This is a genomic window from Microvirga medicaginis, from assembly GCF_052658925.1.
Genome location: NZ_JBQWEL010000018.1, coordinates 1 through 14,206, shown reverse-complemented (window position 1 = coordinate 14,206; position 14,206 = coordinate 1). Strand labels below are relative to the sequence as shown.

The following is a 14,206-nucleotide window of genomic DNA, read 5'->3' as shown; positions in this document are numbered from 1 at the left end:
TGAGAGCAGAGCCCGTGCCGAAGTCGCCAGGCAGGTCACGGTTTCTCAGGCAAGAGAGTGATATGGCGGGCCCAAACGTAGACGGCACGGAGCGGAGCACACAGCGGATCGAAGCCTTCAGCGACGGCGTGTTCGCCATCGCGATCACGCTGCTGGTCCTGGATCTCAGGATCCCCGCCGGGGAAGGATCGGACTCCGGCACCCTGCTGAATGCCATTCTCGGGCTTTGGCCGTCCTACTTTGCCTACGGGCTCAGCTTCACGATGATCGGCATCTACTGGGCCAATCATCACTACCTGTTCAAGCTCTTCGCCAAAACCGATCACGGCCTGAACCTGCTCAATCTCCTGCTCCTCATGTTCATCGCGTTCCTGCCATTCCCGACCCATGTTCTCGGAACTCACTGGCCGGAGGAGGCAAGCCGCCCGGCGGCAGTCACGTTCTATGCGCTCGGCCTGCTGCTTCCGGCCGTCGCATGGCTTCTCGTTTGGCTCTACGCGAGCCACAACCGCAGATTGGTCATGCCTCAACTGGATCACGGCTTCGTGCACAAGCTAACCCTCCAATTTCTCGGAACGGTCGCCGTCTATGCCCTCGCCGTCGCGGTCTCCGTGCTCGATCACAGGTGGGGCTTGGCGATGTGCACGGGCCTGACGCTCCTCTATCTCCTGCCGCCGAGAACGCCTGTCTACCGCCGCAGCAACGAACCGTCGCGTGTCAAGGAGACGTGAGGCAATTGTGCCGACCCACCCGATTGAACCTGTTCATCTTGAGTAAGCGAGGAGTCGCAAAATGGCAGCGTCACCCGTCGCCGGTCCGGAGGATCCCCTTCCGCTGGTTCTCATCGTCCTCTCTGCGGTCACGGGCTTGGTCGACGCGGTCAGCGTGCTGGGGCTGGGACAGGTCTTCGTGGCGAACATGACCGGCAACACGGTATTTCTCGGCTTCGCCGTCGGCGGGACGCCGGGGTTTGAAGTCCCGCGTTATGTCATGGCGCTGCTGACATTCCTCGTCGGTGCGCTGGCCGGCGGCTGGATCGCCAACGCTTTTGTCCACTCGACCCGTCGACGGTGGCTGCTCACCGTCGCGGCCGTCGAAGCGATCCTGTTCTGGGCGGCGGCCGTCGTGGCGCTCGAATATGACGTCGAAAATCTATCGCCCGCGTCACGGCTCTTCACGCTGATCGGCCTGTCCGCCCTCGCAATGGGACTGCGCAATGCGACCGTTCGCCGGCTGAAGATGCCGGACCTGACGACGACTGTCCTGACGCTGACACTGACCGGCCTTGCGGCAGACTCCTCCCTGTCCGGCGGCGAAAACAAGAATTGGCGCCGACGCATCGCGGCGGTGGTGGCGATCTTCGTGGGCGCCGTGATTGGTGCGGTACTCGTGCGCACGAGCGGGCTGGTCGTACCGCTTGTCGTCACCGGTGCCATAGTGCTCATCGTGACGATCGCCTATGCGCTGCATCCGGCATCAGGAGCGACGGCCGGAGAGCCTGACGGCTCTTAGTTCCCTGTCGCGAATGCTGTGCCGGATATCTGGTCGGACCAGAGATCACTCTTCGGGGACGGTGCCGGATAGCCAATCGCGTTGCCGAACGATGTCCTGTGGCATCCGGCAGCCGCGGAGCACAAGGCAATTAACAGGATGAGGCGGATTAGATGGGACGAAATGATGGGAAAGCCTTCGTGTAGTTCGGAGAGGCGATACCCGTCTGGAAGCGCGGCGTCATGGGTCAGGGATTCCTGATGTTCGCCATGAAGCGGATGGCGGCCTCGATCTCGGCCGGGGTGCAATCCCCGCAGTTGCCCTTCGGCGGCATCGCCTCGACACCCTGGACCGCCGACTGCGTCAGTGCAGGCAGGCCCTTTTGAAGCCGAGGTGCCCAGTCGCGCTCCGATCCAGCCTTCGGCGAGCTTACCATCACGTTCGACGGGTGATGACAGGCGGCACAATAGTCCTGATAAAGCTGGCTGCCGGAGCGCGGTTCGGCCATGGCCGGTAGGGAGGTCGCGGCCAGGGCCGCAAGCGTGAGAATGAGATGAGGCATTGGTCTTCGCCTGATGGAAACGACAAGACGCCAAACGGCACGTGTGACGGGCGGATAAGGGAGTGGCGGCCACTCGGGACGTGGCCGCCACGTTTGCCGGTTAGTGTCCTTCCTTGCCGTTGAACATCGAGCCGGCATAGAAGATACCGAGGCCATAGCCGCCGGCGTGCTCCTTTGCGATATTCGTCACAGCCGCATAGGTCGCGCCGCGGGCCCAATCGCGCTGCAGCTCGAGCAGGTACTGCACCCAGGTGATCGGCTTAGCGCCCGCCTGGACCATGCGCTGCACGGCCATGTCGTGGGCTTCCTTGGACACGCCGCCGGAGGCGTCGGTCACGAAATAGACCTCATAGCCTTGCTCCAGCGCCGAGAGCACCGGAAGGACGCCGCAGACCTCAGTCCACAGGGCGGCCAGCACGATCTTCTTCTTGCCGGTCTTCTGCACGACGTCGACCACACGCTGGTCTTCCCAGGTGTTCATCGTGGTGCGGTCGATGGGCTTCTGGTCCGGGAAGACAGCTTGGATCTCGGGGAAGATCGGGCCGCTGAACGACTTCTCGGCGACGGTAGTCAGGATCGTCGGCACGTTGAAGGCCTTCGCCGACTTGGCGAGACCGGTCACGTTGTTCCGCAGCTCGGCGATGTCGATGGAGCGGGTGGCGAAGGCCATCTGCGGCTGGTGGTCGATGAGCACGAGGACGTGGTTGTCGGGGGTGAGCAGGCTCTTGGCCGGCGGGGCGGCCTCGGCCGGGGCGGCGATGCCGAGACCCATCGGCAGCAGAACGGCAAGGGCCTTGAGAACGCTTGAGAAACGCATGTTTTTGTCTCCTTCAGAGGCTGGTCGCTGGTGTGCGCCTCTTCGTCGTCAGAGATCCGCGATTTCTCATTCGCAAACAATTGAGCTTTTTTTAAATTGTCTATACACTCCCGTTGAATAATTGGCATGCCATATAGGGGTGTGTCCCTATCGACCGGAGGGTTTCGTGATCCGTGACCTCATTGCCCTAAAGACGTTCGCCACCATCGCCACCCTCGGGAGCTTCGCGCGGGCCGCCGACAAGATCGGGATCTCGCGTGGCATGGCGAGCAAGCACATTGCTGACCTGGAGGCGGAACTCGGGGTCAAGCTGCTCAACCGCACCACCCGCCAGCTCAGCCTGACCGAAGCGGGCCATACGTTGAATGCGACCGCAACTACCCTGTTCGGCCTACTCGAAACGGCGGAGCAGGACATCCGGGCCTCGACCGCCACCCCTCGCGGCACACTGCGGGTGAACGCGCCGATGTCGTTTGGCGTCCTCCACCTCGGATGCATTGTCAGCGACTTCCTTAAGCAGTGCCCGGACGTGGAGGTCGAGCTGACACTCGACGACCGCGTCGTGAACGTGGTCGAGGAAGGCTACGATATCGCGATCCGCATCCGCCGCCTCGACGACTCGTCGCTGATCGCGAAGCACCTGGCGCCCGCTCGCATGGTGGTCTGCGCGTCACCGGCCTACCTGGAGCGCCGGGGTGAGCCGAAGCACCCGCATGACCTCGAGCACCATGACTGCCTCGTCTACGATTATCTCGCCCGGCATGGCACCTGGAGCTTCGAACGAGACGGAGTGCGCGAGGATGTCCGTGTCGACGGCCGGTTGTGGGGCAACAACGGCGAGGTGCTGATGCAGGCTGCCGTCGACGGGCATGGCATCACCTTGTCGCCTACGTTCATTGCCCACGAGGCGCTGCGGGCCGGCACGCTGAAACCCGTGCTCTGCGACTGGTCGGTGGTCGAGCCGGCCTTCTTCGCCGTGATGCCGCCGGGGCGCAACAACGTACTCAAGGTGCGGGCGTTCCTCGACCATCTGTCGAAGTCGCTCGGTCGGGATCCCTACTGGGACCGGGATCTGCCGCTGGAGCGGTTCCGGGCCAGCCCCACCGCAGCCTGAGGCCGGGTGATCAACCTTATGAGGTGTGAGCCATGAAGCCCTTCGTCTATGAAGCCCTTCCGATACGTGTGGTATTCGGCTCAGGCACCATTTCTCAGGTGAAGTTCGAGCCCGAGCGCCTGGGCGTGCGCCGGGTTCTCGTTCTCTCCACGCCGGGTCGGGGTGAGGCGCAGGCCCGCGAGATTGCCACATTGCTGGGCGATTTGTCTGTCGGCACCCATGACGGGGCGATCATGCACACGTCCGTCGAGGCCACTCAGAAGGCGCTGCAGGTGGTCAAGGAACTTGGGGCCGATGCGGTCCTAGCGGTTGGCGGCGGCTCGACGACCGGGCTCGGCAAAGCCATTGCGCTGCGCACCGATCTGCCCCAGATCGTACTGCCGACCACCTATGCCGGCTCGGAGATGACGCCGATCCTCGGCGAGACAAAGGACGGTGAAGACGACGCAACCGATACTGAAGGTGCTGCCGGAGGTCGTCATCTACGACGCCGACCTTACGCTTAGTCAGCCCCGGCGCTTGCCGTGACCTCGGGCATGAACGCTATGGCCCACATTGAGGATGCCATCCAGACGCCATCAAGCGCGCGGACCAGACGCTTAGGAAGCTACGCTGGTTTGAGGTGGTCCAGACCCGTGGCCATATTGAGAACGGCGAAGTCCACCATTATCAGGTTATTCTCAAGGCCGGGTTCACACTTGAGGCGGGGGCACCTGAGACGCCCAAGTCGCTTGCTCCTAAACACTGTCAGTAACGAATGTCTGCCGATACAGGGCGGTCCTCATCCATGAGCCGCTGTTTGGCGCCCCGATTCAGCCTATTCCAGAGGCCGACTTAGGACACGGAGCCGACCGTCAATGTTTCCTATTTTTGAACAGTGTGTTCCAAATCCAAGTGATTATGCTCGACTTCCGAACCATTACTTTCCCTCCATCAGCAATGCGAACCACCCCTGGAGGGATTTCATGTCCACCGTTCTCGTCCTCAACAGCAGCGCCAGCGGCGCCGCGTCCGTGTCTCGCCAGCTGGTCGAGCAGGCTGTGGCTGACCTGCGGGCCCAGGATTCCAACCTGCGCGTGGTAACACGCGATCTTGGCACCGATCCGATCCCGCACCTGACTTTGGAGTCCGCGGCTGCCCTGCGCGGTGCTGACCCGGTTAACCTGGAGCAGGCCGCCGCACAGGCACTGTCGAATGAACTCATCAGCGAGCTTAAGGCCGCCGACGTCATCGTGATCGGCGCGCCGATGTACAACTTCGGCATCCCGTCGACCCTTAAGGCTTGGTTCGACTATGTGCTCCGTGCTGGCCTGACTTTCCGTTACACCGAAGCCGGCCCTGAGGGGCTCGTGACGGGCAAGCGCGCTATCGTGGTGGAGAGCCGTGGCGGCCTCTACAGCGAGGGTCCGGCCCAGGCGATGGACTCGCAGGAACCCCACCTCCGTACGATGCTCGGCTTCATCGGCATCACGGACGTCTCCTTCGTCCGCGCCGAACGCCTGGCCTTCGGGCCGGAGATCCGCGACCAGGCCATCGGCGGCGCGAAGGCGGAGATCGGACGCCTAACTGGGACGGCTCTCGCTGCCGCGGCGTAATGGACGGGCACGCAGGCCATTGCCTAACCTGGGAGAAGGGTTCGGAGAGAGATTCCCAAACCATCCGCCCTTCTCCCGATCCTCTCGGCGAAAGGCTCGGGATCCTGCCGCAACGGCTGGAATACTGCGACGAAGGCTATGGACCGCAACAATGACCAAGGCTCACTCGGAGCCGCCATTGCTACCGTGCTCGTACTGACCGGAACGGTCGGCGTGCTCTACCTACCTCTTTTCCTTCAACGGGAGTGGAGGCACGACATCCAAGGTCCGCAACGGGTCAAACAGCGACATAGGGCGAGAGCCGCTGAGGTTTCGCTCTTGCTGCCACGGCAGAAATTGGCCCATATCCGCCTTGAACTGGGCCTTACTGCAGTACCTTTGCAGATGGTGAGGGAAGTTGGATCCCGTTCTCACGGTACGTGCACTTCCCGGCCGCTTTTCTTTATCGCCGGCTTTGCATTCGCCTTGCGGGAGCTCTTCGGGGCTCCGGCTTTCTCGGATCGACAGAAGTCGATCGCTGCTTCCAGGAAGGCTTGGCGGGCTTGGGAGTGTTGGCTCACGGCCTTGATCCAAGGCTTGTCCGCAACGAGCGTCACGAGCCGCTCCGGCATCAGGCGGTGCTTCTCTTCCTCCGCAGCCACCATCAGTTCATAAGCGGTCAGCAGTTTTGATGGATTGGCCATGAACACCCCCAGAACGATGATCGGCAGACTAGAGATCTCTCCAGACCTGCGTCGCCTTTTACCGCAGATCACTCTAGCGATCGTTAAGCTGGGACGGCGCTCTCGGGCTGTGATCGATTGTGGACGCGGTTATGGCCTGGGACGAGGGGTGCCAAAGCATGGGCTGTGAAGCACGAGCATGGTCTCGTGCTGTATGCTCAAGTCTGCTTCGGACTACTCGGACCTGTTTTGATGAGACACAAAAGTCAATTTCTCCGGACCCGTGTCACGTCGCAACGATCGCTCAAGGACGCCTAGCGAGCATCCGTTGTTACCCTCAGCGTTACCCCGAGATCGGTTTCGGGACGGACTCTCACTTCATTGAAATCACAAAACCCTGTGCCGGTATCAGGGTTTAGGTGGTGAGCGCGCTGGGACTCGAACCCAGGACCCTCTGATTAAAAGTCAGGTAGCAGCACGTTCCTGACAGTTGATGATGATAGACCATTGAACATAAATAACTGATATCTCTGAATTTCTGTGGGTTGATTATTCCCGGCAATGGCTCCGCTTGCAAATTTCTGGCTACCTATTTGTCATCCAGGTAGCCACGCACGAGCCCACCCGTCATGCCCACTTGCAAGCTCACCAAGCGCATCATCGATACCCTGCCCGCCCCTGCCAATCGCGATGAGATCTGGTGGGATGAAGACCTGAAGGGTTTTGGCCTGAAGATTACTCCAGCAGGGCGCAAGGTCTTCCTCGTACAGTACCGGCCTGCCGGCGACCGCCGCAATCCTCGCAAGTACACGATCGGCGAATAAGCGTCACTTCGATCGTCCCATGGTTCACAGCTGAGAGAGGAAGCGCAGTGTCTGTTACGCCGGCGTCACCCCAAGCTTCGAATATGCCAAAGTTCACCTGAACCCGCGGCTTTGGGTAGATGAACTTCGACCAGATGTTCCAGATGAAGCCGCTCAATGAGACGGTGAATGAGAGTAGGCTCACAACGAGAACCAGCTACTCTCCTCGAGCTGTCAGAGAACAATCGAGCGAATGCAGAGCAGGTGTCGAGAAGGGCACGGCGTCAGAAGAGAGAGCCATAACTTAAGGCTTCTGGTACATAGCTATTTGCAATTCGGGGCAGACCGTCTGCGCAACACCCTTCTCCCCAAAATTCACAGCTACTCCTGCGTGTATTTGACTCATGACGTAACGAGAACATAATAGGAACATCCTCAACACGAACTTGAACGGGCACGGGATCATGCATGCCGGGCAACAGGACAGGCTTGCCGATTTACGGCTCCGGATTGCCCGGCTCGAAGGCGGCTCCCGCAGGACCAAGCCCCTGCCCTTCGGTCTCCGCGAGATCGACGGTCATCTGCCCGGCGGCGGTCTGGCCCGAGGTGCCCTGCACGAGATGATTGAGGCGGGGCTTGCCTCCGAGTTTGCGGGCTGCACCACGCTCTTCACGGCTGGGATTGCCGCTCGTCTCAAGGGGCCTGTGCTCTGGTGCCTCACGCGTCGCGACCTGTTCGCCCCCGGTCTTTTGCGCGCGGGGCTCCATCCTGATCGCGTGATCTATGCCGAAGCCGAGCGCGAGCGGGAGATCCTGCCGCTCATTGAGGAAGGTCTGCGCGAGAAGGGACTGGCCGCTGTTGTCGGCGAGATCACGCGTCTGGGGCTAACCGCCTCGCGCCGCCTGCAATTGGCAGCGGAAGCGACAGGCGTGACGGCGCTCGTCATCCGGCGCTGGTGGACGGTGGCCGAGAAGGACCTGGTCCATCTTCCGACTGCCGCCGTCACCCGCTGGCGCATTGCCCCTGCGCCGTCCGAACTCATGCCGGCTCCCGGCCTCGGGCGGGAGCGCTGGCAGGTCGAACTCCTGCGCTGCCGTGGCGCCGAACCCCGTACCTGGATTTTGGAGGCCTGCGATGCGAAGGGTCGTCTCGCTCTACCTACCGACCTGGCCGACCGATCGGATCAGGCGGCGGACCGGCGCGCCGCCGCGCCATGAGCCGCTTGTGACCATGCATACGGTTGGATCGCGCCGCGTGGTGCGTGCAGCCTGCACCGCTGCGCAAGAGCTTGGTCTCCATTCCGGCATGGCGCTGGCTCAGGCCCAGGCGCTTGTTCCCAATCTGCATGTGGCGGAGGCCACTCCCGAGGAGGACGACGCCTCCTTACGGGAACTCGCACGCTGGGCAATCAACTATTCACCTGTCGTCGCATCCGATCCTCCCGACGGTCTCTGGATCGACATTGCCGGCGTGGCGCATCTGTTCGGCAGTGAGGAGGAACTGCTCACGGATCTCACCAGCCGTCTGACTCGGCAGGGTATCGCGGCGAAAGCGGCGGTCGCCGATGCCCCGGGTGCGGCCTGGGCGGTGGCCCGCTATGGAGCCGGCGGTGTCGTGCCAACGGGCCGGGCCGTGGATGCTGTCGCGCCCCTGTCGATCCGCGCCTTAAGGATCCCTGTCGACAAGCTCGGCACCCTGCATCGTCTCGGCATCGAGCGGATTGGCCAGTTGGCCGCCATGCCGCGTGCGCCGCTGGTCCGTCGCTTCGGCCGCGATGTCGCGCTGCGGCTCGATCAGGCCATGGGCCATTCGTTCGAGCCCATCACTCCCCTCATTCCCAAGGAGACCCCGACTGCCGCTATCGCGTTCGCGGAGCCGATCGGTCGGCTTGAGGATCTCAAGTCCGTCGTACTGCGCCTCGCCAAGGACCTATGCCGACAGTTGGAGCAGCGTGGAGAGGGCGCCCGCCGGCTCGATCTCCTCTGCCAGCGTGTCGATCAGAAGAGCGCCTGCCTGCGCGTCGGAACCGCAAAAGCCAACAGAGATGCGGTGCATCTCGCGAAGCTCTTTGACGAGCGGCTGCAAACCATCGATCCCGGGTTCGGCATCGAGGAGATCGTGCTGGTCGCGAGCAAGGTCGAGCCATTGACGGAGAAGCAGATCCAGGCGCAGGGCCTTGGCGATGAGGCGAGCGAGGCGGACATGGGGCAGCTCGTCGATCGTCTCGGCGCGCGCATCGGCATGAGACACGTTTATCGTCTCGCGCCCGTCCAGAGCCTCGTTCCCGAACGCATGGCACGCCGGATTCCGGCGCTCGCACCGCCGACAGGATCGGTCTGGCCCGAGAACCTGCCGCGGCCTGCGCGCTTGCTTGATCCACCGGAGCCTGTGGTCGCAACGGCCCTGCTCCCGGATTACCCGCCGCGTTTTTTCGTCTGGCGCAAGGTCCGTCACATGGTCGCCAAGGCCGACGGTCCCGAGCGCATCACGTCGGAATGGTGGAACGGCGACAAGGGCTTGGCCGCCCGGGACTATTACCGCGTTGAGACCGAGCAAGGCGGCCGCTTCTGGATCTTCCGCGATGCGCCCACCGCCGAGGGCGGGCGCTGGTGGATGCACGGGTTCTTCGCGTGACCGAAAGCCTTTTCGCATGAGCGAGCGCCCTGCAGACCCCGTCTACGCCGAGCTTCAGGTCACGACCCACTTCTCGTTTCTGCGCGGCGCGTCGAGCCCGCAGGAGCTGTTCGAGCAGGCGAAGCTCCTCGGCATCTCGGCGCTCGGGATCACCGACCGCAACTCGCTTGCCGGAATCGTGCGCGCCTACGAGGCCGCGCGGGATACGGGCGTGCGGCTCGTCGTCGGTTGCCGGCTCGATCTCACCGACGGCACGTCGCTCCTCGTCTATCCCACGGACCGGGCCGCCTATTCCCGCCTGTGCCGGCTGCTCAGCCTCGGCAAGAGCCGCGGCGGCAAGGGGCAGTGCCATCTTGCCTGGGATGATGTGGTCGCCTGGAACGAGGGGCTGCTCGCCGTTCTGCTGGGCAACCATGCTGACGACAGGCTCAAGGCCGACCTCGCCCGTCTCAAACAGACGTTCGGCAACCGCGCCTACATGGCGCTGATCCGGCGCTTCGCGCCCAACGAGCACCTGCGCCTCTACACCATCGAGCAGGCGGCCCAGGCAGCCGGCGTGCCGACCATTGCCATGGGCGACGTGCTCTATCACCACCCGGACCGTCGCCGCCTGCAGGATGTGGTCTCCTGCATCCGGGAAGGTTGCACCATCGACGAGGCCGGCTACCGTCTCGAACGCCATGCCGACCGCTATCTCAAGGATCCGGTCGAGATGGAGCGCCTCTTCGAGCGCCACCCGGAGGCCTTCCGGCGTGTGCGTGAAGTCTTCGAGCGCTGCACCTTCTCGCTCGACGAGTTGCGCTACCAATATCCGTCCGAGACCGATCCCGGCGAGACGGCCCAGGAGAAGCTGGAACGGCTCACGTGGGAAGGTGCAAGGCAGCGCTATCCGGACGGCATTCCCGACGTGGTCGCCGCAACCTGCCGTCGTGAGCTGCAGCTGATCGAGGAACTCGGCTATGCGCCCTATTTCCTCACCGTGCACGCCATCGTGTCCTTCGCCAAATCACGTGGCATCCTGTGCCAGGGCCGCGGTTCGGCGGCGAACTCCGCCATCTGCTTCGTGCTCGGCATCACCTCCATCAATCCGACCGAGCACGATCTGCTGTTCGAGCGCTTCGTCTCCCAGGAACGGCGCGAACCGCCGGACATCGATGTGGATTTCGAGCACGAACGCCGTGAGGAGGTGATCCAGTGGATCTACGACACCTACGGACGCCATCGCGCGGCGCTGACTGCCGTCGTGAGCTGTTACCGCGCCAAGGGCGCCGTGCGCGAGGTCGGCAAGGCCCTCGGCGTGCCCGAGGACGTGACGGCGGGATTGGCCGGTCTCGTCTGGGGCTGGGGCAACGATGGCGTGTCGGACAAGGAGGCGAAGGAGCTCAATCTCAACCTCGACGATCCGCGCCTGCGCATGACCTTGGAGCTCGCTGGCGAGCTCATCGGCGCTCCGCGCCATCTCTCGCAGCATCCGGGCGGCTTCGTGCTGACCCAAGACCGGCTTGATGATCTCGTGCCGATCGAGCCCGCCGCCATGGAGAACCGTCAGGTCATCGAGTGGGACAAGAACGACATCGACTCCCTCAAGTTCATGAAGGTCGACGTGCTGGGCCTTGGCATGCTGGGCTGCATGCGCCGCGCCTTCGATCTCCTGCGCGAGCACAAGGGCAAAAACTACGACATCGCCACGATTCCGGGCGAGGACGAGGCGACCTACGCCATGATCCGCAAGGCCGACACGGTGGGCACCTTCCAGATCGAGAGCCGGGCCCAGATGGCGATGCTGCCGCGCCTGCAGCCACGCACGTTCTACGACATCGTCATCCAGGTCGCGATCGTCCGCCCCGGCCCGATCCAGGGCGACATGGTGCATCCGTATCTGCGTCGGCGCGAGAAGCGTGAAGCGGTCGAATACCCGCGCCCGGAACTCAGGCGCGTGCTGGAGAAGACCCTCGGCGTGCCGCTCTTCCAGGAGCAGGCGATGCGGGTGGCCATCGAATGCGCGGGCTTCACGCCATCGGAAGCCGATCAGCTCCGGCGCGCCATGGCCACCTTCAAGTTCACCGCCGGCGTGTCGAAGTTCCGCGACAAGCTGATCACCGGCATGGTCGCTCGCAGCTACGACGCGGCCTTTGCCGAGCGCACCTTCAGGCAGCTCGAAGGCTTCGGCTCCTACGGCTTTCCGGAGAGCCATGCGGCGAGCTTCGCCAAGATCGCCTATGCGTCGTCCTGGCTGAAGTGCCACCATCCCGACGTGTTCTGCTGTGCCATCCTCAACGCGCAGCCGATGGGCTTTTACGCGCCGGCCCAGCTGGTGCGGGATGCGCAGGCGCATGGTGTCGAGGTGCGTCCCATCGACATCAACCACTCGCGCTGGGACTGCATCCTGGAGCCGACCCCGAGCCCAAGGCGCTTCGCCGTCCGTCTCGGCTTCCGGATGGTGCATGGCCTGTCCAATACGGATGGCGCGATGATCCCGATCATCCGCGCCGAGCAGCCTTACGTGTCCATCGAGGATCTGTGGCGACGCGCTGGCATACCGGTGAAGGCCCTCAGGCACCTCGCCGAGGCCGATGCCTACGGCTCCATCGGCCTTGATCGCCGCAAAGCGCTCTGGACGATCGAAGGCCTGTCCGACGAGGTCATGCCGCTGTTCGCGGCCACCGACGAACGCGACCGCACCATCAGGCCCGAACTCGTCGAGCCTGAGGTCGATCTCGTCTCCATGACCGAGGGCCGCGAGGTCGTGGAAGATTACCGCTCGAAAGGACTGACGCTGCGCCGGCATCCCGTCTCCTTCCTGAGGCAGGAACTGACCGAGCGCCGGATCAGTTCGTGTGGGGATCTTCATCATGTTCGAGACGGACAGCGGATCACGGTGGCAGGCCTCGTGCTGGTTCGCCAAAAGCCGGGATCGGCCAAGGGCGTGACGTTCATGACCATTGAGGACGAGACCGACGTCGCCAATCTCGTGATCTGGTCCGCGGTGTTCGAGAAGCACCGGCGGCTGATCCTGTCCTCAGGCATGATCGGCTGCCGGGGCCGGCTCCAGCGCGAAGGCGGCGTCACCCACCTGATCGCCGAGCATTTCATCGATCTGTCGGATCTTTTGCGCTCGGTCGCGGATCGTGACGGCGACCTTCGTCTGCGAAGCGGACGCGGAGACAAAGCGAAAATAGGAACGCGAGAGATGTTGCGTATGGGTTCACACGATGTCCCCGAACGACCGGCGTTCAGCACATCTGAGAGCTCCCAGGCACCAGCGATCATAGTCACAACGCGAGACTTCCGCTAAACGGACGCCAATGTCGCCTAGGGGGTTAGACCCTGAGCTTCCTGCACTTCTTGAACGTCCGCTTAGCGCTCGCAAGCTGACCAAGGCGCAATGTCTGAGAAGTGCCAGCAACAAACCTTTCCCTTCGGTCATGCCATGACTCGAAAAAAGCAAAGCGCCAGGAAGGGTAAGATCCTTCCTGGCAGCTAGATTGCAGGCAGCCCTTCTGCGGCAGCCTAGTTCAGGCGCTTACTGCTTCTGAACCCCCAAGCCGGATGACGTTCCACGAGGCCCGTGTGAGCTTGACCCGCACCTGCTCTCCCCAGATCTCGACACCGTTCAGAGGAGCGGGCTTGATCGTATCTGGTGCATCCTTCGTGTTGATGGCCATAAGATCATCGTTGCACAGTTGGTGAGCCTCCTCGACCGTGAGCCCCTCGAAGCCGCGCACGAGCACATCCATCGACAGGCTCTCGTCAAGACTGCGGTTGAGCGCGAAGATGGTGACGCAATCCTCGTCATGGTTGTGAACCACCGACAGCTTCAGATAGGGCACGGCCGAAAGCGGGAACCGCAGCTCAGAGGTACCGCGCGGATCGTAATAATTGGCCTCGTAGGTCGGCGAGTTCACCTTCGTTTGCAGTACCGTTCCGCGACCGAGATTGCTCATGTCCTTGAATGGATAGAAAATGGTTTGACGCCAGGCAGGCCCGCCGGTCTCGGTCATGACCGGCGCGATGGCGTTCACCAGCTGCGCAAGGCAGGCCGATTTGACCCAGTCCGCATGGTTCGGTTCTGTCGTAAACTCGACTTTCACTTACCTATACTGGCAGAATCGCTGTGGCTGGGCTATGTGGAATCAACGGCTTAGCGCCGCTGCCATAAGACCAAAATCGCGCTGAAATCGCCTATACTTCGAGTTTGCGACAGAACCTCATCGAGCCATCAAGCGGCGGATTCGGCCGGTGCTCGGGTTCACCTCCATGAACAGCGCTCGCGCCATCTTAAGCGGAATTGAAATGGTGCACATGATGCGCAAACAGCAGGCGAACTACGCCCAAAAACCGGAGCCGTCACTCGCCGAGCAATTTCACCTGCTCGCTGCATAAACTCCGCGCGCATGCAGCTCACCCTTTACGTCTCAAGTATGGGTTTGCGACACATTATTCACCAGCAATATATTTCTTGGTCATCATTAACCTGCCAGTCTGGTGTTGATGAGGCCGCGCTGAGCCAAATTGCTCATGAGGGCGC

Annotated in this window: 13 protein-coding genes, 1 tRNA gene and 2 pseudogenes; 11 read left to right on the top strand and 5 right to left on the bottom strand. The window is 62.6% G+C overall.

The window, feature by feature from the left end; translation table 11 throughout:
* Positions 1-62: 62 nt before the first annotated feature.
* Together ACUXUR_RS19810 and ACUXUR_RS19805 are read left to right on the top strand one after the other, a co-directional pair.
* The gene (locus ACUXUR_RS19810; RefSeq protein ID WP_445504077.1) at positions 63-731 is read left to right on the top strand and encodes a TMEM175 family protein; all 669 of its coding nucleotides are present in this window, start codon (positions 63-65) and stop codon (positions 729-731) included.
* A 61-nt stretch (positions 732-792) separates the two neighbouring features.
* The gene (locus ACUXUR_RS19805; RefSeq protein WP_445504076.1) at positions 793-1,512 is read left to right on the top strand and encodes a YoaK family protein; all 720 of its coding nucleotides are present in this window, start codon (positions 793-795) and stop codon (positions 1,510-1,512) included.
* Between the two features lie 226 nt (positions 1,513-1,738).
* On the opposite strand, the gene ACUXUR_RS19800 is transcribed toward ACUXUR_RS19805, so the two are convergent.
* Positions 1,739-2,053, bottom strand: coding sequence for a c-type cytochrome (locus ACUXUR_RS19800; RefSeq protein ID WP_445504075.1), 315 nt, complete (start codon positions 2,051-2,053; stop codon positions 1,739-1,741).
* Positions 2,054-2,153: 100 nt separating this feature from the next.
* On the bottom strand, positions 2,154-2,825 hold the full coding sequence (locus ACUXUR_RS19795) for a hydrolase (protein WP_445504170.1): 672 nt from the start codon (positions 2,823-2,825) through the stop codon (positions 2,154-2,156).
* 211 nt (positions 2,826-3,036) lie between these two features.
* Here ACUXUR_RS19795 and ACUXUR_RS19790 point away from each other — a divergent pair, with 211 nt between their 5' ends.
* From ACUXUR_RS19790 to ACUXUR_RS19775, 4 genes and pseudogenes are all read left to right on the top strand, one after another.
* Positions 3,037-3,984, top strand: a complete 948-nt coding sequence (locus ACUXUR_RS19790) for a LysR family transcriptional regulator (protein ID WP_445504074.1) — start codon at positions 3,037-3,039, stop codon at positions 3,982-3,984.
* Between the two features lie 32 nt (positions 3,985-4,016).
* Complete coding sequence (locus tag ACUXUR_RS19785) at positions 4,017-4,490, top strand: iron-containing alcohol dehydrogenase (protein WP_445504073.1); 474 nt, start codon at positions 4,017-4,019, stop codon at positions 4,488-4,490.
* Between the two features lie 65 nt (positions 4,491-4,555).
* Positions 4,556-4,738, top strand: a pseudogene (locus ACUXUR_RS19780) (dodecin family protein); the annotation flags it as partial.
* Positions 4,739-4,949: 211 nt separating this feature from the next.
* Entirely contained in the window at positions 4,950-5,579 is a 630-nt protein-coding gene (locus ACUXUR_RS19775) for an FMN-dependent NADH-azoreductase (protein WP_445504072.1), read from the top strand.
* Between the two features lie 410 nt (positions 5,580-5,989).
* Here ACUXUR_RS19775 and ACUXUR_RS19770 read toward each other — a convergent pair whose 3' ends face one another.
* Together ACUXUR_RS19770 and ACUXUR_RS19765 are read right to left on the bottom strand one after the other, a co-directional pair.
* Positions 5,990-6,262 (bottom strand): hypothetical protein, encoded by a 273-nt coding sequence (locus tag ACUXUR_RS19770; RefSeq protein WP_445504071.1) that lies wholly within the window; start codon positions 6,260-6,262, stop codon positions 5,990-5,992.
* Between the two features lie 399 nt (positions 6,263-6,661).
* Positions 6,662-6,772: transfer RNA gene (locus ACUXUR_RS19765), tRNA-Ser, on the bottom strand.
* 98 nt (positions 6,773-6,870) lie between these two features.
* Here ACUXUR_RS19765 and ACUXUR_RS19760 point away from each other — a divergent pair.
* From ACUXUR_RS19760 to ACUXUR_RS19745, 4 genes are all read left to right on the top strand, one after another.
* Positions 6,871-7,065: a hypothetical protein gene (locus ACUXUR_RS19760; RefSeq protein ID WP_445504070.1), complete on the top strand. Its 195-nt coding sequence runs from the start codon at positions 6,871-6,873 to the stop codon at positions 7,063-7,065.
* Positions 7,066-7,508: 443 nt separating this feature from the next.
* Positions 7,509-8,261 carry an ImuA family protein gene (locus ACUXUR_RS19755; RefSeq protein WP_445504069.1) on the top strand — a complete coding sequence of 251 codons (753 nt, stop codon included), beginning with the start codon at positions 7,509-7,511 and terminating at the stop codon, positions 8,259-8,261.
* Positions 8,179-9,678 (top strand): DUF6504 family protein, encoded by a 1,500-nt coding sequence (locus tag ACUXUR_RS19750; protein WP_445504068.1) that lies wholly within the window; start codon positions 8,179-8,181, stop codon positions 9,676-9,678. The genes ACUXUR_RS19755 and ACUXUR_RS19750 overlap by 83 nt, the downstream gene beginning before the upstream one ends.
* Positions 9,679-9,694: 16 nt before the next feature.
* Entirely contained in the window at positions 9,695-12,973 is a 3,279-nt protein-coding gene (locus tag ACUXUR_RS19745; protein ID WP_445504067.1) for an error-prone DNA polymerase, read from the top strand.
* Between the two features lie 220 nt (positions 12,974-13,193).
* Here ACUXUR_RS19745 and ACUXUR_RS19740 read toward each other — a convergent pair whose 3' ends face one another.
* Entirely contained in the window at positions 13,194-13,769 is a 576-nt protein-coding gene (locus ACUXUR_RS19740; protein WP_445504066.1) for an alpha-L-arabinofuranosidase C-terminal domain-containing protein, read from the bottom strand.
* A 112-nt stretch (positions 13,770-13,881) separates the two neighbouring features.
* Here ACUXUR_RS19740 and ACUXUR_RS19735 point away from each other — a divergent pair.
* Positions 13,882-14,061: pseudogene (locus ACUXUR_RS19735) on the top strand (IS6 family transposase); the annotation flags it as partial.
* Between the last annotated feature and the right edge of the window lie 145 nt (positions 14,062-14,206).

Coding starts and splice junctions, on each gene's coding strand:
- ACUXUR_RS19810 (WP_445504077.1), top strand. CDS start 63: ATGGCGGGCCCAAACGTAGACGGCACGGAGCGGAGCACACAGCGGATC.
- ACUXUR_RS19805 (WP_445504076.1), top strand. CDS start 793: ATGGCAGCGTCACCCGTCGCCGGTCCGGAGGATCCCCTTCCGCTGGTT.
- ACUXUR_RS19760 (WP_445504070.1), top strand. CDS start 6,871: ATGCCCACTTGCAAGCTCACCAAGCGCATCATCGATACCCTGCCCGCC.
- ACUXUR_RS19795 (WP_445504170.1), bottom strand. CDS start 2,825: ATGGGTCTCGGCATCGCCGCCCCGGCCGAGGCCGCCCCGCCGGCCAAG.
- ACUXUR_RS19755 (WP_445504069.1), top strand. CDS start 7,509: ATGCATGCCGGGCAACAGGACAGGCTTGCCGATTTACGGCTCCGGATT.
- ACUXUR_RS19770 (WP_445504071.1), bottom strand. CDS start 6,262: ATGGCCAATCCATCAAAACTGCTGACCGCTTATGAACTGATGGTGGCT.
- ACUXUR_RS19750 (WP_445504068.1), top strand. CDS start 8,179: ATGCGAAGGGTCGTCTCGCTCTACCTACCGACCTGGCCGACCGATCGG.
- ACUXUR_RS19800 (WP_445504075.1), bottom strand. CDS start 2,053: ATGCCTCATCTCATTCTCACGCTTGCGGCCCTGGCCGCGACCTCCCTA.
- ACUXUR_RS19785 (WP_445504073.1), top strand. CDS start 4,017: ATGAAGCCCTTCGTCTATGAAGCCCTTCCGATACGTGTGGTATTCGGC.
- ACUXUR_RS19745 (WP_445504067.1), top strand. CDS start 9,695: ATGAGCGAGCGCCCTGCAGACCCCGTCTACGCCGAGCTTCAGGTCACG.
- ACUXUR_RS19775 (WP_445504072.1), top strand. CDS start 4,950: ATGTCCACCGTTCTCGTCCTCAACAGCAGCGCCAGCGGCGCCGCGTCC.